Source organism: Parahoeflea alexandrii (assembly GCF_024105735.1).
Lineage (GTDB): Bacteria > Pseudomonadota > Alphaproteobacteria > Rhizobiales > Rhizobiaceae > Hoeflea > Hoeflea alexandrii.
The window spans coordinates 24184-49698 of the sequence record NZ_JAAAML010000004.1 but is presented as its reverse complement, the minus strand read 5'-3'; the positions used below and the strand labels follow the sequence as shown (position 1 = coordinate 49698).

Below are 25515 nucleotides of genomic sequence, written 5' to 3'. Positions count from 1 at the left end.
CCATGGCTACGCCGAACCCGCTCGATGGCTTCGAGGTCGACCCGGCATCCATTCGCCGGACCGGTCACGATCTGCAAAGGCCGGAATGCATTCTTGCCGAACCAGACGGATCGCTCTGGGCCGCCGACGCCCGCGGCGGCGTGATGCACATCCGCCCGGACGGAACCCAGAAGCTGATCGTTCAGGAGGAGCGCAGCGATTTTGCCAGTGCAGATGGCGAGGTCAGCCGTTTTACGAAAGGCACGCTGCCAAATGGTCTGGCATTCGCACGCAATGGCGACATCCTGATCTCCAATTTCGGGACCGACAGACTGGAGATCATGACACGTGAGACCGGCGAGACCCGGGTTCTGCACGACACGCTCGCAGGCAAGCCCATCGGCAAGGTCAATTTCGTGCTGCGTGACACCAAGGACCGTATCTGGCTGACCGTCTCCACGACGATACCGAACTGGATGGAGGCCGCCGGCTCGCTGCGACATGACGGTTTCGTTGCCCTTGCGGACGAGAAGGGCCTGCGCATCGTCGCCGACGGCTTTGCCTTCACCAATGAAATCCGTCTCGATGCAAAGGAAGAGTGGCTCTATGTGGTGGAGACCACCGGCATGAAGATCACCCGGCTCAGGGTGCAGCCCGATGGTTCGCTTACGCACCGCGAAACCTTCGGTCCGGCAAGCCACGGTGCCTTCATCGACGGCATTGCCTTCGATTCCTACGGCAACCTGTGGGGAACGCATGTGATGATTGACCGGGTGTTCGCGCTCACGCCGCAAGGCGACCTGCGTATCCTGCTCGATGACGACCACGGCTCCCGGGCCGGCAGGGAATTGCTGGCGGCCTTTGCCCAGGGTCAGGCCCGACCCGAGCACATGATGGCCTGCGGCGGCACAATCGCGCCCTGGATGGCGAGCATCACCTTCGGCGGACCAGATCTCAGAAACGTCTATATCGGCAGTCTGCGCGGCACCGATATCCCCTGGTTTCGCTCGCCGGTAGCGGGTTTGCCCATGGCTCACTGGAACGAAGGCAGATCAAGATGAGTGATGATCCCAACAAGGGCATGCCGCCAAGAGCACAAGTCCGTTTCGATTGCCTCGGACAGGCAACCGGCAAGATGCGCAACGAATTGTCGGTCCATATGAAGCTGCCCTTCGAGGAAGGGCCGTTTGAGCTTGCCACTGACGAAGGTTCGTTTCATGGCGGCGATGCCAGCGCGCCGCCGCCGCTGGCGCTGTTCACCGGCGGACTTACCGGCTGCATCATGACCCAGATCAGGGCCTTCGCCAAACGTCTGGGTATCACCTTGAATGATCTGCAGGTCGAGACCCGCATCGTGTGGGACTGGGAAGCCAGGGGCCGGGTCTACGAGACCGCCCCGAACGCCTTCGAGATCGATGTGATGATCAATTCCGATGATCCGCAGGAGCGTGTGGTGGAACTGATCGAGACGGCAAAGAAGGGCTGCTTCATCGAGCAGACGCTGGGCGTCCGCAACACCATCCGCCACCGTCTGAAGACCGGCGATGGTTGGCTGGACGTGTGAAGCGCAGAACGATACCGACCGGGATTGATGGCACCTGCTCTAGCAATGGGCGCGCAGGCCCGTTGCGATTGCCGGTCAGTGCGGCAGTTTCGTGCTGAAGAAATCCCGGATCGTCAGTTCTGAAGCGAAATTGGCGGTCTCACTGAACCCGGCCCCGGCAAGGAAGGAGAAAGCTGGCAGCGCATCGGGGATTTTCTCGACACCAGGCAGCCTTTCATCCGCGGCCCCCGAGCGATCGGATGGCAGCGGTTCATGTGACCAGTCTCCAATAGCCGGTCCGCGTCAAAATGTGGCGGTCCACTCGCCCCGCCATCTGTCTGCCCTACTTGGCGGTCCAAGAGTTACGGCAGGAGTTGCGGGCAGTTGTTTGCAGATTCAGACTTCATGGCTTCACGGCAGGCGGGCTTGATGCGTCTGGCCGCGTTCACGCCAAATGCCGGACGGCATTATTCATCAGACCGAAACCATGATCGGGGACCAGGCCAGCACAATTCGGTCTCGCAACTTTCGCCCTACCTGCGCCGGCGGCTGGTCACCGAAGAGGAGGTGGTGACGGCCGTTGTCGAAAGTCACGGCCTCGAAGGTGCGGAGAAATTCGTTCAGGAAGTGTTCTGGCGCAGCTACTTCAAGGGTTGGCTCGAGAGCCGGCCGGTCATCTGGGATCTGTATCGTGACGGCTTGCAAGACGATCTGAGCCGTCTCGGGGCGGATGCCGCCTTGAGGGAAAAACACGATCGCGCACTGGCAGGCGACACGGGGATCGAATGTTTCGATTTCTGGGTCGGGGAGCTCGTGGAAACCGGATATCTGCACAATCACGCGCGAATGTGGTTTGCGTCGATCTGGATATTCACTCTCCAGTTGCCGTGGCGTCTGGGCGCAGACTTTTTCCTCCGGAACCTGATCGACGGAGACCCGGCGTCCAACACGTTGAGTTGGCGCTGGGTCGCCGGGTTGCATACCCGGGGCAAGACCTATCGGGCCGAAGCCTGGAACATCGCAAGATTCACGGATCAGCGTTTTGTCCTGCCGGAGGGCGTGCTCTCGCCGGTTGCCGACGCTTTGATCGGTGAAGAGCCGGATGGTCTGCCGCCCGTTGCTTCGGTCAGGACGCCGGTTCTGCCAGACCGTACTCTTCCCACGGCACTTCTGATCACGGAGGAGGATTGCGGTATCGAGGCTTTGCCTTTGTCGGAATTCAACATCAAGACAGTTGCAACGCTTGAAGCCAGTCACTTGCGCTCGGGCTTGCCGGTCAGCCTCATCGTACGTGAATTCGAGGTTGTGGCGTTGGCTGATACCGTTGAACGGCTGGAACGTCCGGCCCGGGAATTGACCGCGCGGGATCCCGGGATCCTCCTCGATTGGGCCGCAAAGGCAAATGTCTCGCAGATCGTGACGGGCTACATTCCCGTCGGCCCGCTGCGTGACTGGATGAAGCAGGCCCAGACCCATCTCGATGCCGCAGGTATTTCCCTGTGTGAGTGGCAACGGCAGTGGGATGTGCGGACCTGGCCGCACGCGACCGCTGGCTTCTTCAAGGTGAAGAAACAGATTCCACGCATCCTGAATGAACTTGGAATGCCAGGATGATTGTACCGTGAGATCAGCCAACCGGGCACCGATATGAGAAGAACCGGAACTCGAACAGGTGAGGACGCCTCCATGCCCAGACTTGCCAACAACCGTGCCAGCAGGTTCTCCCGATGGCGGCTGCGCCTTGTTGTCCCCTTCGTCAGCGCGATGTTGCTGGCCGGGCTGACATCCCACGCCCCCGCATCCGACGCGGAAGCTGGTGCCGAGTGGCAAACCTGGACGACTGGGGACCATGCGCCGGACCAGCTGATCGGCGCGATATGGTCATCTCGGGATCAGGCATTTGTGAGCCCTTCCGCGCTCTTGCAAGCAGTGAGCGAGGCGCGGTTCATCCTTCTTGGCGAGAACCATGACAATGCCGCACACCATCACCTGCAGGCTTGGATCATCCGCAATGCGTCCTTGTCGGGAAACCTGTCCGTGGTGATGGAGCAGATAGACGCCAGCAAGGCTGAAACGCTGGAGGCTTTTCTGGCGCAATCCGACCCCGACCCGGTCAAGCTCGGTGAGACGCTGGATTGGGCCAAAAGCGGCTGGCCGGATTGGGAGTTGTATCTCCCGGTTGCGGCTGCTGCGATTGACAGGCAGGCGGGGATTCTGCCGGGTCTTCCTGCGAGGTCGCAAACCCGCAGGATCGCCGAGGAGGGGTTTGCGAGCATGACCGCAGACCGTTTGTCAGCGCTCAAGCTGGATCAGCCGCTGCCGGAGGTGCAAAGCGAGGCCTTGCGGCAGGAGATTGCCGAGGCCCACTGCGACCTCCTTCCAACGCAGGCACTTCCGGCCATGGAGGCTGTCCAGAGGTTTCGTGACGCCTACATGGCAGAGGCCATGTTGAAAGCGGCAAGCAAGGGCCCGGCGATCCTGATCGCCGGAAACGGCCATGTTGAAAGAAACCGTGGGGTCCCGTGGTACCTTAAGCAGGCTGGCGCCGAAGGGGTTCTCGTGATCACAATGAGCGAGACCTTGCCTGATGCGCGGTCGGCTCGGGAAACGCCCGTCAACGATCAAGCCGCCGATTACACCTGGTATACGACCCATGTAGACAGGGGAGACCCGTGCGCAGCGCTTCGGGAACGCTTCAAGACAGAGTGATGGTTGGCCAGCGGTGTGCCGCCCTTAGCTCACGTCACGGCCGGGCACGGCAGACATTGCTGCAACCCGATCAATCCCTGGCGGCTCGACGAGACCGAATTCCGGGATGGTTGCCACGCGGCCAGTCTGTTTAAGGCCGCAGTCCATGAACCGCGCCATGGCGCCGCACCGAGCCGTTTTGTCCACGGCGGTGTCAAAGCATTGAAATGCCAAATCTCAAACCTAGATTGGAGCCGGTTTCATGTGCCTGTGGATCGCGCCGGTGGCGGGCTTCAGGGGCATTGTTTGCCGGTGTGGACATGTGCATATGTTCGATTATAGTCACAGTCCTCCAAAACTTCGCGATCAGGCTGGGGAGGCCAATGCGGTCTGTCCTCGGTCGGGTGAAATTTGTCAGATCTAAAACGACAAGAACAATCAAAACTGGGAGAAATTAATGTCAAAAAGGTCAAAAATTCTTGGCTTGCTTCTGACCACCGCAATGGTGGCGGGAACCAGTGTCTTCGCCTCTGCGGAAACACTTCGTTGGGCACGTGCGGGCGACAGCCTGACGCTTGACCCGCATTCACAGAATGAAGGCCCGACCCACGCGCTTTCACAGCAGATTTACGAGCCGCTGATCTCGCCGGACATGGAAGCCAAGCCGATCCCCGCGCTGGCGACCGAGTGGATGGTGAAGGAAGGCAACGCCAATGTCTGGGTTTTCAAGCTGCGTGAAGGTGTGAAGTTCCACGGCGGCGAAGATTTCACCGCTGAAGATGTGGTGTTCTCGTTCAACCGCGCCAAGATGGAAAGCTCTGACATGAAAGAGCTTCTGGTTACCATCAAGGAAGTGCGCGCCGTCGATGACTACACCGTCGAGATGGAAACGGAAGGCCCGAACCCGATCCTGCCAAACAATCTGACCAACCTGTTCATCATGGACAAGGGCTGGGCAGAAGCCAACGATGTGACCAAGCCGGCTGAATTCGACGATGGCGAGGAAACCTATGCTGTGCGCAACGCAAACGGCACCGGCGCCTTCATGCTCGAAAGCCGCGAGCCGGACACCAAGACGGTGCTCAAGGCCAACCCGGATTACTGGGGCAAGGGTCAGTTCCCGCTTGAGGTGACCGAAATCATCTACACGCCGATCCAAAACGCAGCGACCCGTGTGGCCGCATTGCTTTCCGGCGAAGTCGATCTTATCCAGGATGTCCCGGTGCAGGATCTTGACCGGGTTGCCGGTGCCGATGGTCTGAAAGTCGGCAATGCGCCGCAGAACCGCACCATCTTCTTCGGCATCAATTCAGGCGATGCGGACCTGGAAAATGACAATGTCGAGGGCAAGAACCCGTTTGCCGATGTTCGCGTCCGCAAGGCCATGAACATGGCGATCGACCGTGATGCCATCAAGCAGGTGGTGATGCGCGGCCAGTCCGCCCCGACCGGCGTGATCATGCCTCCGTTCGTCAATGGCTGGACATCCGAACTCGATGCCTATCCGAAGGCTGACATCGAAGCTGCCAAGGCGCTGATGATGGAAGCAGGATATGGCGACGGTTTCGAAGTCACCATGCATTGCCCGAACGACCGTTACATCAACGACGAGGCGATCTGCCAGGCGGCCGTTGGCATGATGGGCAAGATCGGCATTACCGCCAATCTGGTTGCCCAGACCAAAGCCAACCACTTCCCGCTGATTTCGGGCAAGAAGACCGACTTCTACCTGCTCGGCTGGGGTGTTCCGACCTTCGATTCCGAATATGTATTCAACTTCCTGGTCCACTCCACCACGGATGACCGCGGTTCCTGGAACGGCTCGCGCTTTTCCAATCCGGAAGTTGACGCCATGATCCAGTCGCTGGGTTCGGAGGTCGACCTTGAAAAGCGCAATGAGACCATCGCCAAGATCTGGCAGGTTGTTCAGGACGAGCAGATCTATCTGCCGATCCACAACCAGGTTCTCAACTGGGGCATGAAGTCCAACATCGACTTCCCGGTTCAGCCGGAAGACCAGCCGCACTTCAAGTTCATGAAGTTCAATTGATGCGCGCATGAGCGTTTGCTGGACGGGGGCCAAGGCCCCCGTTCTATTCCTTGTTTTCGAAAGCTGATTCATGCTCGCTTACGTAATCCGCCGCGTGCTCCAATCGATCTTCGTGCTGCTGATGGTCGGATTGGTGGCGTTTTCCATGTTCCGTTTTGTCGGCGATCCGGTGGAAAACCTGCTTGGCCAGGAGCGCACCCAGGCGGATATCGAACGTGTGCGTGACCAGCTCGGTCTGAACGACCCGTTTGCCGTGCAATACGTCAAGTTTCTGGGCAATGCGCTGCAGGGCAATCTCGGCGTGAGTTACCGGCAGGGGCGACCGGTTTCCGAGATCATTGCAGAGCGTGCACCGGCGACATTGGAACTGGCGGGCGTTTCAGCCCTCTTTGCCGTGCTTTTTGGCGTGGGCCTGGGCGTGTTCACGGCCATTCGCCGCGATGGTTTCATGGCGAATTTCATCATGACCACATCGCTGATCGGTGTCTCCCTGCCCACCTTCCTGATCGGCATTCTATTGATTTACATCTTTGCCGTGGAGCTGGGTTGGCTGCCCAGTTTCGGACGGGGTGAGACAGTCAAGATTGGCTGGTGGAGTACGGGCTTCCTGACCGAAAGCGGCCTGAAGGCGATCATTCTGCCCGCCATCACGCTCGGCCTCTACCAGATGACATTGATCATGCGTCTGGTGCGCTCCGAGATGCTGGAAGTGCTGCGCACCGATTACATCAAGTTCGCCCGGGCCAGGGGACTTTCCACGCGCGCCATCAATTTCGGTCATGCGCTGAAGAACACGCTGGTACCGGTGATAACCGTCACGGGCCTTCAGATCGGCTCCATTATTGCTTTTGCGATCATCACCGAAACTGTGTTCCAGTGGCCGGGGGTGGGGCTTTTGTTCATCAACGCCATCCAGTTTGTCGATATTCCTGTCATGGCAGCCTACCTGATGCTGATCTCCGTCATGTTCGTCCTGATCAACCTGATCGTCGACCTGCTTTACTTTGTCATTGACCCGCGGCTTTCTGCCGACGCGTCAACGCGTGGGCATTAGGGGGCATTGATGGAAGCGGTTTCCAATTTCCTGGCTTCAGATCTCTTCTACCGGTTCAGAAAGTCGCCAGTCGCCGTCATCGCGTTCATAGTCACCGCGCTGCTCGTGTTGTCGGCGCTGTTTGCGCCCTGGATCGCGCCGCAGAACCCGTTTGATCCCGGTTCGCTGAATCTGATGAACGGTTTTTCACAGCCGGGTGTACCCAACCAGTTCACCGGTGAAACCTTCATGCTCGGCACCGATGATCAGGGCAGGGACGTCTTCTCGACCATCCTCTACGGTCTGCGCATTTCTCTGTTCGTCGGCTTTTCCGCGGTCATGTTCGCCATGGTGCTCGGGTCTGTGCTTGGTCTGATTGCCGGCTACACGGGTGGGCGCACCGATACGATCATCATGCGCATTGCAGATATCCAGCTGACCTTTCCCGCGATCCTTGTTGCGCTGCTGATTTTCGGGATCGCCAAGGGCATAACGCCACCTTCCTATCGCAACGAGGTGGCAATCTGGGTTCTCATTCTGGCCATTGGCCTTTCCGACTGGGTGCAGTTTGCCCGGGTCGTGCGCGGTGCAACACTGGTCGAACGCAACAAGGAATATGTGCAGGCGGCAAAGCTCATCGGCCGCAAGCCGATGGCGATCATGCTCAAGCACATCCTGCCCAACACGTTGGGACCCGTTCTGGTGATCGCAACCATTTCGCTGGCATTGGCGATCATCGCGGAAGCGACGCTATCGTTTCTTGGTGTCGGTGCGCCGCCGACCCAGCCCTCGCTGGGCACGCTGATCCGAATTGGCCAGGGCTTCCTGTTCTCCGGCGAATACTGGATCCTGCTCTACCCGGCCGTGACGCTGCTGGCGCTGGCGCTTTCGGTCAACCTTCTGGGCGATTGGTTGCGCGATGCGCTCAATCCCAAACTGAAATAGGCGGAGACATGACCACCCCACTTCTCTCCGTTCGTGATCTCGTCATCGAGTTCCCCACCCGCCACGGCCCGCTGACAGCCGTCGATGGCGTCAGCTTCGACCTGGCAGCCGGCGAGGTTCTGGGCGTGGTCGGTGAATCAGGCGCAGGCAAGTCGCTGACCGGTTCGGCCATCATCGGACTGCTGGACCCGCCGGGCCATATTGCATCGGGCGAAATCTACCTGAAGGGCGAGCGCATCGACAATCTTCGCGCCGAGGACATGCGCGCCATTCGCGGCCGGCGCATCGGCATGGTGTTCCAGGATCCGCTCACCTCGCTCAATCCGCTCTACACGATTGCCGATCAGTTGATCGAGACCATACGAACCCATTTGCGCCTGTCCGAGCGCGAGGCCCGGCAACGTGCCATTGGCCTGCTGGACGATGTCGGGATACCTGCCGCCAGCCGCCGGATCGACGATTATCCGCACCAGTTTTCCGGCGGCATGCGCCAGCGCGTGGTGATTGCGCTGGCGCTTGCGGCGGAACCAGAACTCGTCATCGCCGATGAACCGACCACCGCGCTCGATGTCTCCGTTCAGGCGCAGATCATCGATGTTCTCAAAGAACAGTGCACCCAGCACGGCGCCTCGGTCATTCTCATCACCCACGACATGGGCGTGATTGCCGAAACCGCCGACCGGGTAGCCGTGATGTATTCCGGCCGCATCGCCGAAATCGGCCCGGTCCGTGAAATCATTCAGAATGCGAAACATCCCTACACAAGTGGTCTTATGGGCTCCATCCCCACACTTGCCCAGGAAGAAGACCGCCTTGTGCAGATACCCGGGTCAATGCCGCGCCTTTCCGATATTCCACCTGGCTGCCCTTTCAACCCCCGCTGTGACAAAGTCTTCGACAAGTGCAGGGTCCAGCGTCCCGCACTGATCCCGGTGGAAAACCGTCAGGTGGCCTGCTGGCTCTATGAAGAAGCCACGACGAATGAGGTCGCGACATGAGCAAGACCTCCACGCCCGCCGAGACCCCGCTCCTTCAGGTTTCAAACCTGACGCGCATTTTTGATGTGTCGAAGCCATGGCTGAACCGTGTGGTTGAGCGAGAGCCCAAGCAATTCCTGCGTGCGGTCGACAATGTCTCCTTCGAGATCCGCAAGGGCGAGACCCTTGCGCTGGTTGGCGAGTCTGGTTCCGGCAAATCAACCGTCGCCAAGATGCTCGTAGGCTTGCTCGACCCCAGCGAAGGTACCATCCTGTTTGATGGCCAGCCGATGATCATGAACAGCTCCGAGCGGATGATGGAGTTGCGCAAGCGCTTCCAGATGATCTTCCAGAGTCCGTATGCCAGCCTCAACCCGCGCTGGAAGGTGGCTGACATCATCGCCGAGCCGATGATCGTGCTGGGCGTTGAAAAGGACAGCGCAAAAATCGAAGCCCGTGTCGATGATCTGTTGGGTCTGGTCGGGTTGTCTGCCGCCGACGGGTCAAAATTCCCGCATGAGTTTTCCGGCGGGCAGCGCCAGCGCATCGCGATTGCCAGGGCGCTCTCCTCCAGTCCGGAATTCATTGTCTGCGACGAGCCGACCTCCGCTCTGGATGTGTCGGTGCAGGCGCAGATCCTCAATCTGATGCGGGACCTGCAGGACCAGTTGGGCCTTACCTATCTCTTCATCAGCCATGATCTGTCAGTCGTTCGCCACATGGCCAACCGGATTGGTGTCTTGTACCTGGGCGCGCTTGTGGAAATTGCCGACAGCAAGGAACTCTTCAAGGCACCGCAACACCCCTATACGCGCATGCTGCTGGATGCTGTTCCCGATCTTGAGATGACCGGCCGCCAGCGCAAGGAAGTGGAAGGCGAGATCCCCAATCCGATCAACCCGCCCTCGGGCTGTACATTTCATCCGCGCTGCCCCTTTGCCAATGACCGTTGCAAACGTGAAGTTCCGCTGTGGACGCAGACAAGAACCGGTGTTGCCGCCTGTCACGGCGTTGAAGAGGGGCGAATTCCATCGGCCGAAATGGCCTGACGGTTGGGGCGCGCCCGGCACGAAGTCTGAAGGGCTTCGACCCGACAGGCGGCGTTGACCATTCAGACTAACGCCGCCACAGGCTGTTCTGCTCGTGCTTCATGATGGTTGTGCGCAGGTTCGAGAACTCTGCGTCGATGAAACGGCGAAAGCGTCTCACCGACGGGCGATCGCTCTGCGCCGGGCTCCACATCTGTCCCAGGCTCCGTTCCGGATGATTGATCCGGATCGGCAGCGCCGCGAGCGCCTGTTGCCGGCGCAGCATGAACACAACGGAATAGGGAAGCACGGTGAGCGCGTCCGAACGCGCGAGAATGTTGAGGATCGACGCCAGCGTGCCACCTGAAAAACTCACCTTGAAATCGGTCATGCCGATGCCCGCCAGAATGCTGCGCAGATCCTGGTACAACGGGCTTTCGACCGGTGGCGCAATCCACGGATAGGGAGCGATCTCGGAGAGCCGCAACGAGGGTTTGCCGGCCAGCGGATGGGTCGGGGAACACGCGATCACGTTCCGGCCATCAAGCAGGGCGGAGAACTCGAGCTTTTCCGGAAGCGCGGCCGGGTCCATCGGGCAGATGGCGACATCGAGCGCATTGCTGTCGAGCTGCCTCGAAAGATCGGCGGCATAGGCATAGGATTGTTCGATACGGATTTCGGGATAGGCGCGCTGGAATTCGGCGATCATGCCTGAAATGACGCCATCCATGAAGAACGGCGTCCCGCCGACCCGGACCACGCCGGATTTTCCATCGATGTAGCGCCTGACCAGCGCGGAGGCGGTCTGGTTGGCGGCAAGCACCTTGCGCCCCTCCACCGCCAGCGCCTGGCAAAGATCGGTGGGTTGAAGCGGCCGCCGGTTTTTCTCGAACAACCGGGCGCCGACGCGGGCCTCGAGCATTGCGACTGTGCGCGAAACGCTGGGCTGGGATTTGCCCAGCGCCTCGGCCCCTTCGGTCAGACCGCCATTGTCGACAATGGCGGCGATGATCTCCAGGTGGCGCGCATCTATTTTCATAACTCAAGGTTATATAATCTCTCAGCAATTGGATCAAGATACCCATTGCCGCGTGATAGAAAGACTTGAGCCCCGAGAGTTGAGGAGACGCTAGGGGGCTTGGGAGGATTGATGTCGCATTTTCAGACCAGCTTTGACGCAAGGAGTGCCGCGGTCCGTGTCAGGTTCGGCCCGGGCGTGCGTCATCAGCTTGCCGACGAGATCACCCATCTGGGCTGTCGTCGTGCGCTGATCCTGTCGACCCCGCCTCAGGCTGACGGCGCCATGGAGATGGCGGCCGACCTGAAGGGGATGGCTGCAGGCGTCTTCACCCGGGCAGCCATGCACACGCCGGTCGCAGTCACCGAAGAGGCGATGGAGCATGCACACTCTGTCGATGCCGATTGCCTGGTTGCACTCGGCGGCGGCTCCACCACAGGGCTGGGCAAGGCCATCGCCTACCGCACCGATCTCCCCCAGATCGTCATCCCGACCACCTATGCCGGCAGCGAAGCGACGTGGATTCTGGGGCAGACGGAGAACGGCGAAAAAACCACCTTGACCGATCCGAAGGTCCAGCCGGAAGTCATTCTCTACGATGCCGAGCTGGTGCGCACGTTGCCTGTCGGGATGACGGTGAACAGCGCGCTGAACGCCATGGCCCACGCAGCCGAGGCGCTTTATGCTGAAAACCGCAATCCGATGTCGACAATGCTGGCCGTCGAGGGGTTGAGAGCCTTTGCCGCGGCCCTGCCCAGGGTGATCGAGAATCCGGAGGATCTCGACGCCCGTGGCGAAACACTCTACGGCGCCTGGCTCTGCGGCACGGTGCTGGGTCAGGTCGGCATGGCCCTGCATCACAAGCTCTGCCACACGCTCGGCGGTTCCTTCGATCTGCCGCACGCCGAGACCCATGCCGTGGTGCTGCCGCACGCGCTTGCATACAACGCGATCGCGGTTCCGGATCTGCTGGCGCCGGTCACCGGGATATTCGGAGGATCAAATCCCGGTCGGGCGTTGTTCGATTTTGCCAGGTCCATGGGCGCACCAATGGCTCTTCGGGACCTCGGGCTCAAGCGCGATGATGTGGCCAAGGCCGCCGAGCTTGCTACGCGAAAACCCTACTGGAATCCGCAACCGGTCACCCGGCCGGCAATTGACGTGCTGTTGCTGGCCGCCTGGGCAGGAGACCCGCCGGCCGCATAGACGGACTTGTTTCATCAATCACTGGGAGGAAGCCATGATTACTCGCCGCACACTCTTGAAGACATCCGCTGCCACCGGCCTGACCATCGCCGCAGGTGGCCTTGCCGCACCGGCCATCGCACAGGGCGCGAAGATCAAGCTCGGCTATGTGAGCCCGCAATCGGGACCGCTTGCGGCCTTCGCCGAAGCTGACAGCTTCATCCTGTCAAATTTCGGCGCGACCGAAGCAGCCAGGAATTTCGAGATCATTGTCAAGGACAGCCAGTCCAACCCAAACAGGGCTGCGGAAGTGGCCAAGGAACTGATCGTCGATGATGAAGTCGACATGATCCTCGTGGCCTCGACACCCGAGACCACCAACCCGGTCGCCACCACCGCCGAAGCCGAAGGCATTCCGGTGATCTCGACTGTAGCGCCCTGGCAGCCCTGGTTTATCGGCCAGCAGGGCAATCCCGGCGCGCCGGACAGCTGGCAGCCGTTCGATTATGCCTATCACTTCTTCTGGGGTCTGGAAGACGTGATCTCGGTTTTCACCGCCATGTGGGGCCAGCTCGAAACCAACAAGCAGGTCGGCGGCCTGTTCCCCAACGACGGAGACGGCAATGCCTGGGGCGATCCGAATGTCGGCTTCCCGCCGGTGCTCGACAAGCTCGGCTACGGTCTGGTCGATCCGGGCCGCTACCAGAACCTGACCGACGATTTCTCCGCCCAGATCAATGCCTTCAAGCAGGGCAATGTCGAGATCGTCACCGGCGTTCCGATCCCGCCTGATTTCACCACCTTCTGGAACCAGGCCAAGCAGCAGGGTTTCAATCCCAAGGCCGCTTCCATCGGCAAGGCGATCCTGTTCCCGCAGGCCGTCGAGGCGCTGGGGGATGCGGGCAACAATCTCTCCTCGGAAGTCTGGTGGTCGCCGAGCCATCCCTTCAAGTCTTCGCTCAACGGGCTCAGCGCCGGTGAAGTGGCGGCTGCCTACACGCAGGCGACCGGCAAGCAGTGGACCCAGCCGATCGGCTTTGTGCACGCCCTGTTCGAACTGGCGACCGACGTTATGGGCCGGGTCAGCGATGCCGGCGATGGCGACGCGGTGGCGGAAGCCATCGCCGCCTCGAACCTTGCAACCATCGTCGGACCGATCGCCTTTGACGGCAAGGGCCTGCCGCCGTTTGCAGCCAGGAACATCTGCAAGACGCCGCTGGTAGGCGGTCAGTGGCGCTTGAAAGACGGCGGCGGCTACGACCTCGTTATCGTCGACAATTCCGACCAGCCGTCGATCCCGACGGGTGGCACCATGCAGCCGATCGGCTGATCCGGCGACAGGCACCCGGTTCACCAGCCGTCCGGGTGCCCGCCACAATCCATTAAACTGATCCGGCCTCCAACAGCGGGTTGCAATGACCATTCTTGCCCTCAAAAACGTGTCGAAAAGCTTTGGCGCCCTGAAGGTGACGGACGATGTCAGCTTCGAGGTGCCGGAAGGCATGGCGCTGGGCATCATCGGGCCCAATGGTGCGGGCAAGTCGACGCTGTTCAATCTGATCACCGGCAACATAAGTGCCGACAGCGGAACGATTGAGTTCCTTGGCCGTGATGTCACCCGGACACCTGCAAGGCAGCGTTGCGTGTCGGGCGTTGGCCGGTCGTTTCAGATCCCGCAACCCTTTTCGAAGCTCACGGTCTACGAGAACCTGCTGGTGGCGGGCACATTCGGACGCGACAAAAGCGAAGCGGAGGTCGCTCATACATGCGCCGTCATCCTGGAGCGAACCGAGCTGATTTCGAAGGCCAACGCGCCAGCGGGTGGTCTGTCGCTGCTTGAACGCAAACGGCTGGAACTGGCCCGGGCCATGGCGACCGATCCAAAGCTGTTGCTTCTGGACGAGATCGCCGGTGGGCTTACCGACGCCGAGTGCCAGTCGCTGATCGAGACCATCAAGGCAATCCACGCGGAGGGTGTCACCATCATCTGGATCGAGCATGTGCTGCACGCCCTCAATTCGGTGGTCGAGCGGCTGCTGGTTCTCGATTTCGGCAAGGTCATCGGCATTGACGATCCCGCCGCGATCATGGACTCCAGGGAGGTCCGGGAAATCTACCTGGGGATCGAGATATGACCGCACTTCTTGAAACCAGGGACCTGACAGCCCGCTACGGGGATTTCCAGGCCCTGTTCGGCGTCGACCTGACGCTCGGCGAAGGCGAGACCGTGGCGATCATCGGCGCCAATGGCGCAGGCAAGACGACCCTGATGCGCTCGCTCTCCGGAGTTTTGAGGAATGGGCCCGACAGCATCCGTTTCGACGGGCGCGGCATTGGTGACCTCCCCGCCGACGAGGTCATGGCCATGGGCATCGCCATGGTGCCGGAGGGCCGCAAGCTGTTTCCGTCGCTCAGTGTCGAAGAAAACCTTCAGATCGGGGCCTATGGCCGCAACACCGGCGGCTACTGGTCACTGGACACCGTCTACGACCTGTTCCCCGTGCTCAAGGAACGCCGCAGCAATCCCGGCACCGCGCTTTCGGGCGGGCAGCAGCAGATGGTTGCCATCGGCCGCGCGCTGATGAGCAATCCGCGGGTTCTGCTGTGTGACGAGATTTCGCTCGGGCTGGCGCCAGTGATCATCAAGGACATCTACAAGGCGGTTCCCAAGATCCGCGCATCCGGAGCGTCGATGATCGTGGTCGAGCAGGACATCGGACAGGCGATGGCGGTGGCCGACCGGGTCTATTGCATGATGGAAGGCCGGATCACGCTGTCGGGCAGCCCCGATGCATTGAGCCGGGAGGCGATCCACAATGCCTATTTCGGAGCCGCCGCATGATCTGGGTCGATACCATCATCCAGGGCATCCTGCTTGGCGGGCTTTACGCGCTGTTTGCTGCCGGTCTGTCGCTTGTCTTCGGCATCATGCGGCTGGTCAATCTCGCCCATGGCGACCTGATCGTGCTTGGCGCCTATCTGATCTTGCTGCTGGTTACGCTGACCGGTCTGTCACCCTTCGTTGCCGCGGCGGTTGCCATGCCTTTCATGTTCGCTCTCGGATTCGGCTTGCAGAAATTCATGCTCAACCGCGTGCTGGGCGACGATATTCTGCCGCCGCTGCTGGTCACCTTCGGTCTATCGGTGGTGTTGCAGAATGCGCTTCTGGAAGGCTTCTCAGCTGACAGCCAGCGCATCCAGGCGGGCCCGCTTTCCACAGCCTCGATCCAAGTTGCGGGGCTGAACCTGGGCGTCATGCCGCTCATGACCTTTGGCTCGGCGCTCGTCGTGATCATCGGGCTCAACCAGCTGTTCTACCGCACATCGCTCGGGCGCGCCTTCCGCGCGACCTCCGATGACCCGACGACGGCCAGCCTGATGGGCATCAAGCCGGCCGGCATTTTTGCCAAGGCCACGGGCATTGCCATGATCATCGTCACCATAGCGGCGCTCTATCTCGGCATGCGCTCGAACTTCGATCCGAGCATCGGCCCGGCGCGCCTGATCTACGCCTTCGAGGCCGTCATCATCGGAGGGCTCGGCTCGCTCTGGGGCACGCTTGCGGGCGGCGTGATCATCGGTGTCGCGCAGACCGTAGGTGCTGCGATCAATCCCGAATGGCAGATCCTCGCCGGGCACCTGGCCTTCCTGATCGTTCTGCTTGTGCGTCCCCGCGGCCTGTTCCCGAGAGCGGTGGATTGATCATGACAAACGCCAAGCTCGATTACTCCGTCCAGACCCGGACCCGGGCGTCATCCATTTCGGCGATCGTGGCGCTTCTCCTCGTCCTCGTGGCAGTTGCCCTGCCGGCCTTTGCCTCGCGCAGCCTGATCCAGGACATGTTCTTCATCCTCACCATGCTGGTGCTGGCACAGTTCTGGAACCTGCTTGCGGGCTATGGCGGACTGGTCTCTGTCGGCCAGCAGGCTTTCGTCGGTATCGGCGCCTATGCGATGTTCGGCGTGGTCATCCTCATGGGGTTTGACCCCGTTCCCTCGATCCTGATTGCCGGTGTTGCAGCCCTGCTGCTCGCCATACCCACCGCGTTTTTCGCCTTCCGGCTGCAGGGTGCCTATTTCGCCATCGGCACCTGGGTGATCGCCGAGGTGGTGCGGCTTCTGGTGGCACAGTGGAAAGCCGTCGGCGGCGGCACCGGAACCTCCTTGCCGCGATCGGCCACCGGCGACATGTGGTTTACCGGGGCGATCGAAACCCTGTTTGGTGTGCGCAATGCAGCCGCGCGCGACATTCTCGCCTACTGGCTCGCGGTGCTTCTGGCTGTCGCCACCATCGCCGGAATCTACTGGCTGCTCAGGACCAAGCGCGGTCTGGGACTGGCCGCCGTGCGCGACAACATCGAAGCGGCCAAATCCGTTGGTGTCGATGCAGTCCGCATGAAATGGACGGTGTTTCTGGTCTCGGCCTTCGGCACCGGCCTGGCCGGCGGGCTGATCTACATGCAGAAAGCGCGGATCTCACCGGACGCGGCATTCTCGCTGCAGGACTGGACCGCCTATGTCATCTTCATCGTCGTCATCGGCGGCATCGGCACCATCGAAGGTCCGATTCTGGGCGTGCTGGTGTTCTTCATACTGCAGTCGCTGCTGGCAGATTTCGGCAGCTGGTATCTGATGGCGCTCGGCGTCATCGGCATTACCATCATGCTGTTTGCCCCGCGCGGGCTCTGGGGCCTGTTTTCCGACCGCACCGGCATCGAACTGTTTCCCGTGCGCCGTCGTCTGACCGGCGGGCGGCTGACCGGCGGACACGTGACCGACACATTACCATCATCGAAGGAGGAATAGATCATGGCTGATATTCAAACCGACGTCCTGATCATTGGCACCGGCCCTGCGGGCTCTTCGGCTGCAGCCCTGCTGTCGACCTACGGGGTCGAGAACATGGCGATCAACCGCTACCGCTGGCTGGCCAATACGCCGCGTGCCCACATCACCAACCAGCGTACCATGGAGGTGCTGCGGGACCTGGGCCGGGAAGTCGAGGACGAAGCCTACATGTTCTGCTCGCACCAGGACCTGATGGGCGAGAACGTGTTCTGTGAAAGCCTGGCAGGTGAAGAGATCGGCCGAATGAAGAGCTGGGGCAACCATCCGCTGTCCAAGGCCGAACACCAGCTTTCCTCGCCGACGATGATGAACGACCTGCCACAGACCTTCATGGAGCCGCTCCTCTTCAAGACCGCCTGCTCGCGCGGCACGCAGGCACGGATGTCGATGGAGTATCTGCGCCATGAACAGGATGCGGAGGGCGTGACCACCACCTGCCTCGATCGCCTGACCGGCAAGGAGATCACCATACGGTCCAAATACCTGCTCGGCGCCGATGGCGGCAATTCCAGGGTGGCCGAACTGGAAAAGCTGCCGTTCGAAGGACAGATGGGCGTCGGCGGCTCGATGAACATCATCTTCAAGGCGGACCTGAGCAAATATGTCGCCCATCGCCCCTCGGTTCTCTACTGGGTTGTCCAGCCCGGAGCCGATGTCGGCGGCATCGGCATGGGGCTGGTACGGATGATCCGGCCCTGGAACGAATGGCTCATCGTCTGGGGCTACGACATCAACGGTCCGGAACCGGTGGTCGACAACGCCTTTGCCACAAAGGTGGTGCGCGACCTGGTTGGCGATCAGTCGCTGGAGCCCGAGATCACCTCCGTGTCGACCTGGACGGTCAACAACATGTACGCGACCCATATGCAGTCGGGCCGGGTCTTCATCATGGGCGACGCAGCTCACCGGCATCCGCCATCCAATGGCCTTGGCTCCAACACCTCGATCCAGGACAGCTTCAATATCGCCTGGAAGCTTGCCGCGGTTCTCAAGGGCGAGGCAGGCGAGGGCCTGCTTGAAACCTACAGCCAGGAGCGCGCGCCGGTGGCGAAACAGATCGTCACCCGCGCCAATCAGTCGATCGGCGAGTTCGGCCCGATCTTCGAGGCGCTGGGCCTGACCGAGTCGACCGATCCGGAAGTGATGCAGGCCAACATGGACAAGCGCTGCGACGCGGGCGGCGATGCCGAGCGGCAGCGTGCGGCAATCCGCGAGGCGATCGCCTTCAAGAAATACGAGTTCGATGCCCACGGTGTCGAAATGAACCAGCGCTACAAGTCCGGCGCGGTGGTGACCGACGGCCAGATGGAGCCGGCCTACGAGCTCGATGCCGAACTGCACTACCAGCCGACCACCTGGCCCGGTGCCCGGCTGCCCCATGCCTGGCTGTTTGACCGCAATGGCGCCAGGCACTCGACGCTGGATCTGGTCGGAAAGGGCCGCTTTACGTTGCTGACCGGTCTCAGTGGTGAAGCCTGGGCATCGGCTGCCCAAAAGGTGGCAAAGGCGTTGGGTATGGAGCTGGTCGCCCATGTCATCGGGCCGCGCCGCGATATCGTCGATCACCATGGCGACTGGGCCCGTGCACGAGAAGTGGGAGAGGGCGGTTGTGTCCTGGTCCGTCCGGACCAGCATGTCGCCTGGCGCGCCGAGGAACTGTCAGACAACCCCGAGGCTGACCTGACACGCGTACTTGCCGCGATCCTGCATCGGGATGCGACCGCCGCCCGGCAGGCGGCCCAGTAAGGAGGATGGACATGGAAACGCACGAACAGGGGTTCTTCACCGAAGAAAACTCGGCCGACGTGGTGATCAGCCGCAATGCCAAGGCGAAGAATGAGCGGCTGGCGGAAGTGATGGAGGTGATCACGAGGCACCTCCATGCGGCGGTCAAGGAAATCGAACCGACCCAGGAAGAGTGGTTTGAGGCGATCATGTTCCTCACCAAAACAGGTCAGATGTGCAATGACTGGCGGCAGGAATACATCCTGCTGTCCGATGTCCTGGGCGTCTCGATGCTGGTTGACGCCATCAACAACCGCAAGCCGACCGGCGCGTCGGAATCCACCGTGCTCGGCCCGTTCCATGTCGCCGATGCCCCCGAACTGCCGATGGGCGCCAATATCTGCCTCGATCAGAAAGGCGATCCGATGCTGGTCAGGGGACGCATCACCGGCACCGACGGCAAGCCGATCGATCACGCCAAGATCGATGTCTGGCAGGCCAATGACGAGGGTTTTTACGACGTTCAGCAAAAGGGCATTCAGCCCGACTTCAACCTGCGCGGGGTGTTCCGTACCGGCCCGGATGGGAGCTATCACTTCAGGGGCGTGAAGCCGAAATACTACCCGATTCCCGACGATGGACCGGTGGGGCAACTGCTGGGCAAGCTCGGCCGCCACCCCTACCGCCCGGCGCATCTGCACTACATTCTCGAAGCCGAGGGCTACGAGACGCTGGTGACGCACATTTTCGATCCAGACGATCGCTACATCAATTCAGACGCTGTCTTCGGGGTGAAGCAAAGCCTGCTCGCCAGGTTCGACTGGGTGGAAGACGCCGAAAGGATCAAGGCGGCCGGGATGGAGGGACCCTACTTCGAAGTGGTGCACGATTTCGTGCTGGTCCCAAAAACCTGACCGGACGGCAGAGAAGGTGCCCAGGTGCCCAGGTTGGGGCGGTGAAAGAACGGATGTTCCGGGTGCTGGGTTCGCGCATAACCCTTTGTATCTCTTGAGACATGGAATGGCGCATCTGTACCAGTCGGGCAATGGCCCTGCTTCACGCTTGTTTTCTGCCTGTTCAACTGAGCGAATCGATGGAGCGGTTGCCGCGCTACACGGACGACATTTCATGTTTCAAGATTGTGGTCTTGCAGGCCACCAAGCGGCAAGGGGCAATCCTGATGACCCTTTTCCGGGATTTACAGAATGTTGATTTCAACGCTGTCCGCCAATGTGTTGGCGATGAAGCAATAGCGGTGCGCCCGGTCCTGCATTTCCGCCAAGGCAACCGCATCAACCTCGAAGCCGGTGTCAAAGCGAACCACCGGGTGCAGGTCGATCCGCGTGACTGACATCTGGCCTTTGGCGTTCCTGCCAAGATGGGCCTCGGCGTAGTCATGATAGGTTGCCACCGGCCAACCCGCTTTGGCGGACAGGGCCAGGAATGTCATCATGTGGCAGCTGGACAGGGCCGACGCGAGAGCCTGCTCGGGATTGGTGTTCTCCGGCCTGCCGCCCCAATCGGGGGCGGCGTCGACGCTGACCTCGTGGGTCTCGCCATAGCGGACCACATGCTCCGCCGTATATTTGCCCGGCTCCAGAACGGCTTCTGTTCGATGCCAGTGCAGTTCAATTGCAAGGTCGGACATGGTCATCTCTTCGTCTGGTATCTGCTCAGGCTGCGGCGATTCGCTTCTGCGGGTCGTAGAAGGGGCGCTCCACGACGACGGCACGTTCCGTTCCGGCCTCGTTGACAAGCCCTGTCCTGTTAACAACGTCGAACTGGGCGCCCAGAACGGCATGTTCGGTCCCGACGATGGCAAGCGCGATGTTTTGCTGCAGGCGCGGCGAATAGATCGCGGATGTGACCTTGCCAATGGTCACGCCATTCTTCCTGATCGGCCAGTATGAGGTGTTCGGGCCATTCAGGGGGCTGCCTTCGATGACCAGGCCGATCTGTTTGCGGGTCACGCCCTCAGCCTTGATGCGGCGAAGGGCGGCCTTGCCAATGAAATCAGCCTCCATGTCCAGGTTCACCAGCCGGTCCAGTCCGAGCTCGAACGGGTTGGTCTTGTTGTCCGCGTCCGCATGGTAGGACAGCATTCCGCCCTCGATCCGCCGAATGGAGGATGTGTGCCCGGGCTTCAGGCCGAAAGGTGCTCCCGCAGCCATGATCCTTTCCCACAACGCGTCACCATAAGCACTGTCGCGCAGGTAGATCTCATAGCCCAGTTCACTGGACCAACCGGTGCGCGACACCAGCAAGGGTATCCCGTCAAGCTCGACCTCGCGCAGCCAGTAGTACTTCAGATCCATGATGCCGCCGCCGAACAGCGCCTGCATGATCAGGCCCGACTTCGGTCCCTGCAATTGCAGCGGCGACACATCAGGCTCATCGATTGTGACATCAAGGCCGGCATGGACCGCGACGCCTTGAGCCCAGAGCAGGATGTCGCTGTCCGCCAGAGAGATCCAGAAATGGTTTTCGCCCAGGCGTAGCAGGATCGGATCATTCAGCAGGCCGCCATCGGCATTCGTGATCAGGATGTATTTGCACTGCCCCACTGCCATCTTGGAAAGATCCCGCGAGGTCAGCATCTGGACGAATCTTGCCGCATCCGGTCCGGTGATTTCCACCTGGCGCTCAACTGCCACATCGCAGAGGATGGCGTCGTTCACGAGGTTCCAGAAGTTCTGTTCCGGATCGCCGAAGTCGCGCGGAATGTACATGTGGTTGTAGACCGAGAACCCCTTTGCGCCCCACCGCACGGTGGCGTCGAAATAGGGGGACTTGCGGATCTGCGTGCCGAACCCGAAATCGTCTGCTGTCATCATTGTCTTCGACCTTGCTTTTCGATGGCCGACTGGCCTGGTGGTGCTGGAATTCTGTCGGATATCTAGTCACGGTCGAGGCATGAATGTGGACTGAAAACAGGCGAGGCGAAGTCTAGACAGACTGTTCTTCTGGCAGCCAATGGGCTGATTGGTCGGATGGATCAGTAGCGCCCCTTGGCGACGAGTTTAGCAAGGTTCGGCTTGCTTGATTTGATGCGCCGAGTCGCGATGTAGGTCATGTAGCGGTCAATCCCCAGGTCGGCTGTCAGCAGGCCCTCCATCAAGGCCTGAAATGAGATCAGATCAGGGGTGATGACTTCCATCACATAGTCCATGCCGCCGCCTGTCGCGACGCAATCAGTGATCTCGTCAAGCGTCCTGATAAAGGCTTCGAAGCGGTCGAAATCCACTTTTCGGTGATGGGCCAGTGAGACGGTGACGACAACCTGGGTAAAACTGGCGATCTGCTCCAGTGCGATATCCGCATGAAATCCGCGGATGAACCCGGCAGCCTTCAGCCGATCCAGGCGGGCCCAGCAGGGTGTCGCCGAGATGTTGGCAATCTCGGCAAGTTTGGTCTTGCTTAACTGTCCATGCTGCTGGATGGCACTGAGGATGCGGATATCGGTGCTATCAAGACCAAATTTTTTCATGAGCTCAAACTTTCGCCGCACATTCTCGTGCCATGGAAACAGCAAGCTTCAGTCTTCCGTGTAGAAGTCTTTTTAGGTCATGCGCGCTGAGCTTGCCCCCGGTTTTGCGACACCGTCTGGAACAACCGCGTCGGCCACCGCCTGCCGGGCGTGTTTCGGGTTCACTGGAAATGATGGTTCTGCGTGTTCATGCATCCACGCAGCCACGTCGCAGGTATCTCCTGAAAGTCCGGTGTCACTCCATCGGTTGGCTGCTTTGGGGAGCCGAGACCAAGATCGTGAGCCAATGCCTTGGTCCAGGCGCCGCAACGGGTTCCATCTCCTCCTTCGCTTGTTCAGCACAAAAAACCGGGGTTCTGACGCTTCCTTCGATGTTGAGTTGCGAAGCGGCGCGTCAGGTCGGAAACGTAAAGCACAGTCAAATACGCAAATTTGGTAACTTGACTAATCAAATTTTCATGTCGATAGTTGGGGCATGGCAACCAAAGAGCAACCTGTTTCCAATCCCCGTTACCGGATCCTCGCCGAGGCCCTTCGAGAGGCCATCGTCGCCGGAGAATACCCGCCGGGCGGGCAATTGCCGACCGAAGCGGAGCTGGCCAAGCGGTTCGGAATGAGCCGGGGCACTGTGGTCAAGGCAATTGATACTCTTGTTGCCGAAGGCATCGTGATCAAGCGCCAGGGGGCCGGCAGTTTCGTGGCGGTTCCGGCGCTGCACCGGCGATCTTCGCGCCTGATGTCGTTTACCGAGACGGTTTCAGAACAGGGCCGGACGAGTTCACAGAAGGTGCTGTCCTACGGGCGCGCCAACAAGGAAGAGGCTCGGGCTTACGGGTCGCACGAGCCATCCATGCTGCTGACCCGTCTGCGTTTCGTGGACAGGGTGGCGGCATCAATCCATCGCTCTTTCATTCCTGAGCGGGTCCTTGAACAGCTCTCGGCCGAAAGACTCGGTCAACTGCTCAAGGGCGACGCGTCGCTGTATGCCGCTTTTGAGGATGCCGGGATCGCGATCGGTCGCGGTTCGGAACATGTCTCTGCGCGGCTTGCCACGGCAGATGAAGCCGAGATGCTCAACATCCCGTGCCCTTCGGCGCTGATGGTGGTGATCCGGCAGAGTTACGACCACCAGGGACAGCTGATCGAAGCTGCCGAGGCCGTCTATCAGGCTGATTACTACACCTACGATCTGGAACTGGTGCGGGGTACGGCTCATGAGGTGCCGCACCGGCTTCGTGTTGTGACCGACAACTCAAACAACAAAGACCAAAAGGAGAACTGAAATGATATTCAAGAAGCTTCTGGCAGGGGTTGCGCTTTCCCTTCTTGCTGTTCCGGGTATTGCCGCCGATGCGCCGGTTGCAATGATTGTTGCGCAGGGCGGGCTGGGCGACGGCTCATGGAATGACACCGCCAATGCCGGCTTTGAAGCCGGTATTGCCGAAACCGGGCTCGAAGGCCGGGCGATCGAATCCAATGACGTGGTGGCGCAGGGCGAGGAAATCATGCGCCGCGCAGCAGATTCGAACTTCGGCCTCGTTTTGAGCCTCGAATATGCGCACGGCGAGCCGATGGAAGGGCTGGCCCCCGATTATCCCGATACGTCCTGGGCCATCTTCAACCAGGTCCGTGCCGGCGACAACATCGCATCGGTTCTGTTTGGCGAGCATCAGGGCTCCTATCTTGCCGGCGTTCTGGCGGCAAAGATGACCACGACAGAAGGCGTTGAGGGGATCAATCCCGAACCGATCCTGGGCGTGATCCCGGCCGTCAAGAGCCCCGGTATCGACAAGTTCGTGGTCGGCTTCATTCAGGGTGCGAAATCCGTCAATCCCGATATCGAGGTCAAGGTTGGCTATGCCGAAAGCTTTGGTGATCCGACGAAGGGTGAGCAGATGGCCAATGCCATGTTCGAAGGCGGTGCCGATATCGTCTATCATGTCGCAGGCGGTACCGGGCTGGGCGTCATCGCCGCAGCTGAAGCCTCCGGTCACTACGCCATCGGCGTCGACACCAATCAGGACGGTCTGGCGCCAGGGCACGTTCTCACATCGATGGTCAAGCGTGTGGATGTCGCCACCGAGGAGCTGATCAAGGCCTATGCGGCCGACAAGTTCCCGGGCGGCGAGACCCTGAAGTTTGGTCTGCCGGAAAATGGCGTTGGCCTGACGGAGATGGAGTTCACCAAGGATATCATCCCGGCCGAATACCTTGAAGCTGTTGAAGCTGCCAAGGCGGGCATCATTGCAGGTGACATAGAAGTCTGGGACGTGTCCTCACAAGGTTACCCGGACTTCTACAACTAAAATCTGGCTTCCCCGGTTTGATCATCTGCAAAACGCGGCGGGCCGTTTCCGGCCCGCCGCACAAGAATTGGATTGTTGTGAGTATGTCATGACCAGGATTGCGCTCGGCGCCACCGAAATCCGCAAGAGCTACGGATCGGTACTGGCAAACCAGGGTATTTCATTGTCGGTGGGGCCGGGCGAGATCCATGCCGTCGTTGGGGAAAACGGTGCTGGAAAGTCGACGCTGATGCGCGTGCTTCAGGGTATTGAGCGCCCCGACAGCGGCCATGTGACAGTGATGGACCGCGACGTGAGCTTTGCCGGTCCGGCAGATGCACTGGCTGAAGGCATCGGCATGGTTCACCAGGAGTTCATGCTCGCCCCCGATTTGAGCCTGCTGGAGAACCTGGTTCTCGGCGACGAGCCGTTGCGATGGGGGCGCGGCGCCTTTGCACTGATTGACTGGCAATCGGCCGAGGCGCAGGGCAGGGGACTGGCCGAACGCATCGGCATTGAGGTCGACTGGCATCGGCGCGCGGGCGCAGCCCCGGTTCACATTCAACAGTTCGTCGAAATCATCCGGCTGCTGCGTCGCGGATCCAGGATTCTGATCCTTGATGAGCCTACCGCTGTGCTTGCACCGCAGCAGGTCAACGAGCTCTTTGACCTGGTCCGGCGAATTCGTGAGGACGGAACGGCAATCCTGTTCATCAGTCACAAGA

At 60.5% G+C, this 25515-nt stretch carries 23 protein-coding genes and 1 pseudogene; 20 read left to right on the top strand and 4 right to left on the bottom strand.

Features of this window, described 5'->3' with window-relative positions; all coding sequences use genetic code 11:
• Positions 1-2 precede the first annotated feature (2 nt).
• From GTW23_RS19575 to GTW23_RS19535, 9 genes are all read left to right on the top strand, one after another.
• On the top strand, positions 3-1040 hold the full coding sequence (locus GTW23_RS19575; protein WP_252917070.1) for an SMP-30/gluconolactonase/LRE family protein: 1038 nt from the start codon (positions 3-5) through the stop codon (positions 1038-1040).
• Positions 1037-1543, top strand: a complete 507-nt coding sequence (locus tag GTW23_RS19570) for an OsmC family protein (protein WP_252917069.1) — start codon at positions 1037-1039, stop codon at positions 1541-1543. Before GTW23_RS19575 ends, GTW23_RS19570 begins: the two co-directional genes overlap by 4 nt.
• 606 nt (positions 1544-2149) lie before the next feature.
• Positions 2150-3136, top strand: a complete 987-nt coding sequence (locus tag GTW23_RS19565) for an FAD-binding domain-containing protein (RefSeq protein ID WP_252917068.1) — start codon at positions 2150-2152, stop codon at positions 3134-3136.
• On the top strand, positions 3137-4231 hold the full coding sequence (locus GTW23_RS19560) for a ChaN family lipoprotein (protein ID WP_252917067.1): 1095 nt from the start codon (positions 3137-3139) through the stop codon (positions 4229-4231).
• A 436-nt stretch (positions 4232-4667) separates the two neighbouring features.
• On the top strand, positions 4668-6260 hold the full coding sequence (locus tag GTW23_RS19555; RefSeq protein ID WP_252917065.1) for an ABC transporter substrate-binding protein: 1593 nt from the start codon (positions 4668-4670) through the stop codon (positions 6258-6260).
• 70 nt (positions 6261-6330) lie between these two features.
• Complete coding sequence (locus GTW23_RS19550) at positions 6331-7314, top strand: ABC transporter permease (protein WP_152009772.1); 984 nt, start codon at positions 6331-6333, stop codon at positions 7312-7314.
• A 9-nt stretch (positions 7315-7323) separates the two neighbouring features.
• Positions 7324-8238, top strand: a complete 915-nt coding sequence (locus GTW23_RS19545; RefSeq protein ID WP_152009771.1) for an ABC transporter permease — start codon at positions 7324-7326, stop codon at positions 8236-8238.
• A gap of 8 nt (positions 8239-8246) precedes the next feature.
• Positions 8247-9236: an ABC transporter ATP-binding protein gene (locus tag GTW23_RS19540; protein ID WP_152009770.1), complete on the top strand. Its 990-nt coding sequence runs from the start codon at positions 8247-8249 to the stop codon at positions 9234-9236.
• Entirely contained in the window at positions 9233-10264 is a 1032-nt protein-coding gene (locus GTW23_RS19535) for an ABC transporter ATP-binding protein (protein ID WP_252917063.1), read from the top strand. The genes GTW23_RS19540 and GTW23_RS19535 overlap by 4 nt, the downstream gene beginning before the upstream one ends.
• A 67-nt stretch (positions 10265-10331) precedes the next feature.
• Here GTW23_RS19535 and GTW23_RS19530 read toward each other — a convergent pair whose 3' ends face one another.
• A complete protein-coding gene (locus GTW23_RS19530) occupies positions 10332-11282 on the bottom strand; it encodes a LysR family transcriptional regulator (protein WP_152009768.1) in 951 nt (316 codons plus the stop codon).
• Positions 11283-11393: 111 nt separating this feature from the next.
• On the opposite strand from GTW23_RS19530, the gene GTW23_RS19525 reads away from it, so the two are divergent.
• From GTW23_RS19525 to GTW23_RS19490, 8 genes are all read left to right on the top strand, one after another.
• Entirely contained in the window at positions 11394-12467 is a 1074-nt protein-coding gene (locus GTW23_RS19525; RefSeq protein WP_252917061.1) for a maleylacetate reductase, read from the top strand.
• A 34-nt stretch (positions 12468-12501) separates the two neighbouring features.
• Entirely contained in the window at positions 12502-13776 is a 1275-nt protein-coding gene (locus GTW23_RS19520; protein ID WP_252917059.1) for an ABC transporter substrate-binding protein, read from the top strand.
• Between the two features lie 85 nt (positions 13777-13861).
• Positions 13862-14581 carry an ABC transporter ATP-binding protein gene (locus tag GTW23_RS19515; protein WP_252917057.1) on the top strand — a complete coding sequence of 240 codons (720 nt, stop codon included), beginning with the start codon at positions 13862-13864 and terminating at the stop codon, positions 14579-14581.
• Positions 14578-15288 carry an ABC transporter ATP-binding protein gene (locus GTW23_RS19510; protein WP_252917055.1) on the top strand — a complete coding sequence of 237 codons (711 nt, stop codon included), beginning with the start codon at positions 14578-14580 and terminating at the stop codon, positions 15286-15288. The genes GTW23_RS19515 and GTW23_RS19510 overlap by 4 nt, the downstream gene beginning before the upstream one ends.
• Positions 15285-16148, top strand: coding sequence for a branched-chain amino acid ABC transporter permease (locus GTW23_RS19505; protein WP_252917053.1), 864 nt, complete (start codon positions 15285-15287; stop codon positions 16146-16148). The genes GTW23_RS19510 and GTW23_RS19505 overlap by 4 nt, the downstream gene beginning before the upstream one ends.
• Before the next feature lie 2 nt (positions 16149-16150).
• Positions 16151-17251, top strand: coding sequence for a branched-chain amino acid ABC transporter permease (locus tag GTW23_RS19500; RefSeq protein ID WP_252917051.1), 1101 nt, complete (start codon positions 16151-16153; stop codon positions 17249-17251).
• Positions 17252-17254: 3 nt separating this feature from the next.
• Positions 17255-19039: an FAD-dependent oxidoreductase gene (locus GTW23_RS19495; protein ID WP_252917049.1), complete on the top strand. Its 1785-nt coding sequence runs from the start codon at positions 17255-17257 to the stop codon at positions 19037-19039.
• 11 nt (positions 19040-19050) lie between these two features.
• Entirely contained in the window at positions 19051-19932 is an 882-nt protein-coding gene (locus tag GTW23_RS19490) for an intradiol ring-cleavage dioxygenase (protein ID WP_252917048.1), read from the top strand.
• A gap of 284 nt (positions 19933-20216) precedes the next feature.
• Here GTW23_RS19490 and GTW23_RS19485 read toward each other — a convergent pair whose 3' ends face one another.
• From GTW23_RS19485 to GTW23_RS19475, 3 genes are all read right to left on the bottom strand, one after another.
• A complete protein-coding gene (locus tag GTW23_RS19485; RefSeq protein WP_152009759.1) occupies positions 20217-20666 on the bottom strand; it encodes an OsmC family protein in 450 nt (149 codons plus the stop codon).
• 25 nt (positions 20667-20691) lie between these two features.
• On the bottom strand, positions 20692-21852 hold the full coding sequence (locus GTW23_RS19480) for a glycine cleavage T C-terminal barrel domain-containing protein (RefSeq protein WP_252917046.1): 1161 nt from the start codon (positions 21850-21852) through the stop codon (positions 20692-20694).
• Between the two features lie 161 nt (positions 21853-22013).
• Entirely contained in the window at positions 22014-22505 is a 492-nt protein-coding gene (locus GTW23_RS19475; protein ID WP_252917044.1) for an Lrp/AsnC family transcriptional regulator, read from the bottom strand.
• Positions 22506-22980: 475 nt separating this feature from the next.
• On the opposite strand from GTW23_RS19475, the gene GTW23_RS19470 reads away from it, so the two are divergent.
• The 3 genes and pseudogenes from GTW23_RS19470 to GTW23_RS23575 form a co-directional block, all read left to right on the top strand.
• Positions 22981-23787, top strand: a complete 807-nt coding sequence (locus GTW23_RS19470) for a GntR family transcriptional regulator (RefSeq protein ID WP_252917042.1) — start codon at positions 22981-22983, stop codon at positions 23785-23787.
• Position 23788: 1 nt separating this feature from the next.
• Entirely contained in the window at positions 23789-24811 is a 1023-nt protein-coding gene (locus tag GTW23_RS19465) for a BMP family lipoprotein (RefSeq protein ID WP_252917040.1), read from the top strand.
• 160 nt (positions 24812-24971) lie between these two features.
• A pseudogene (locus tag GTW23_RS23575) lies at positions 24972-25412 on the top strand (ATP-binding cassette domain-containing protein); the annotation flags it as partial.
• Positions 25413-25515 lie beyond the last annotated feature (103 nt).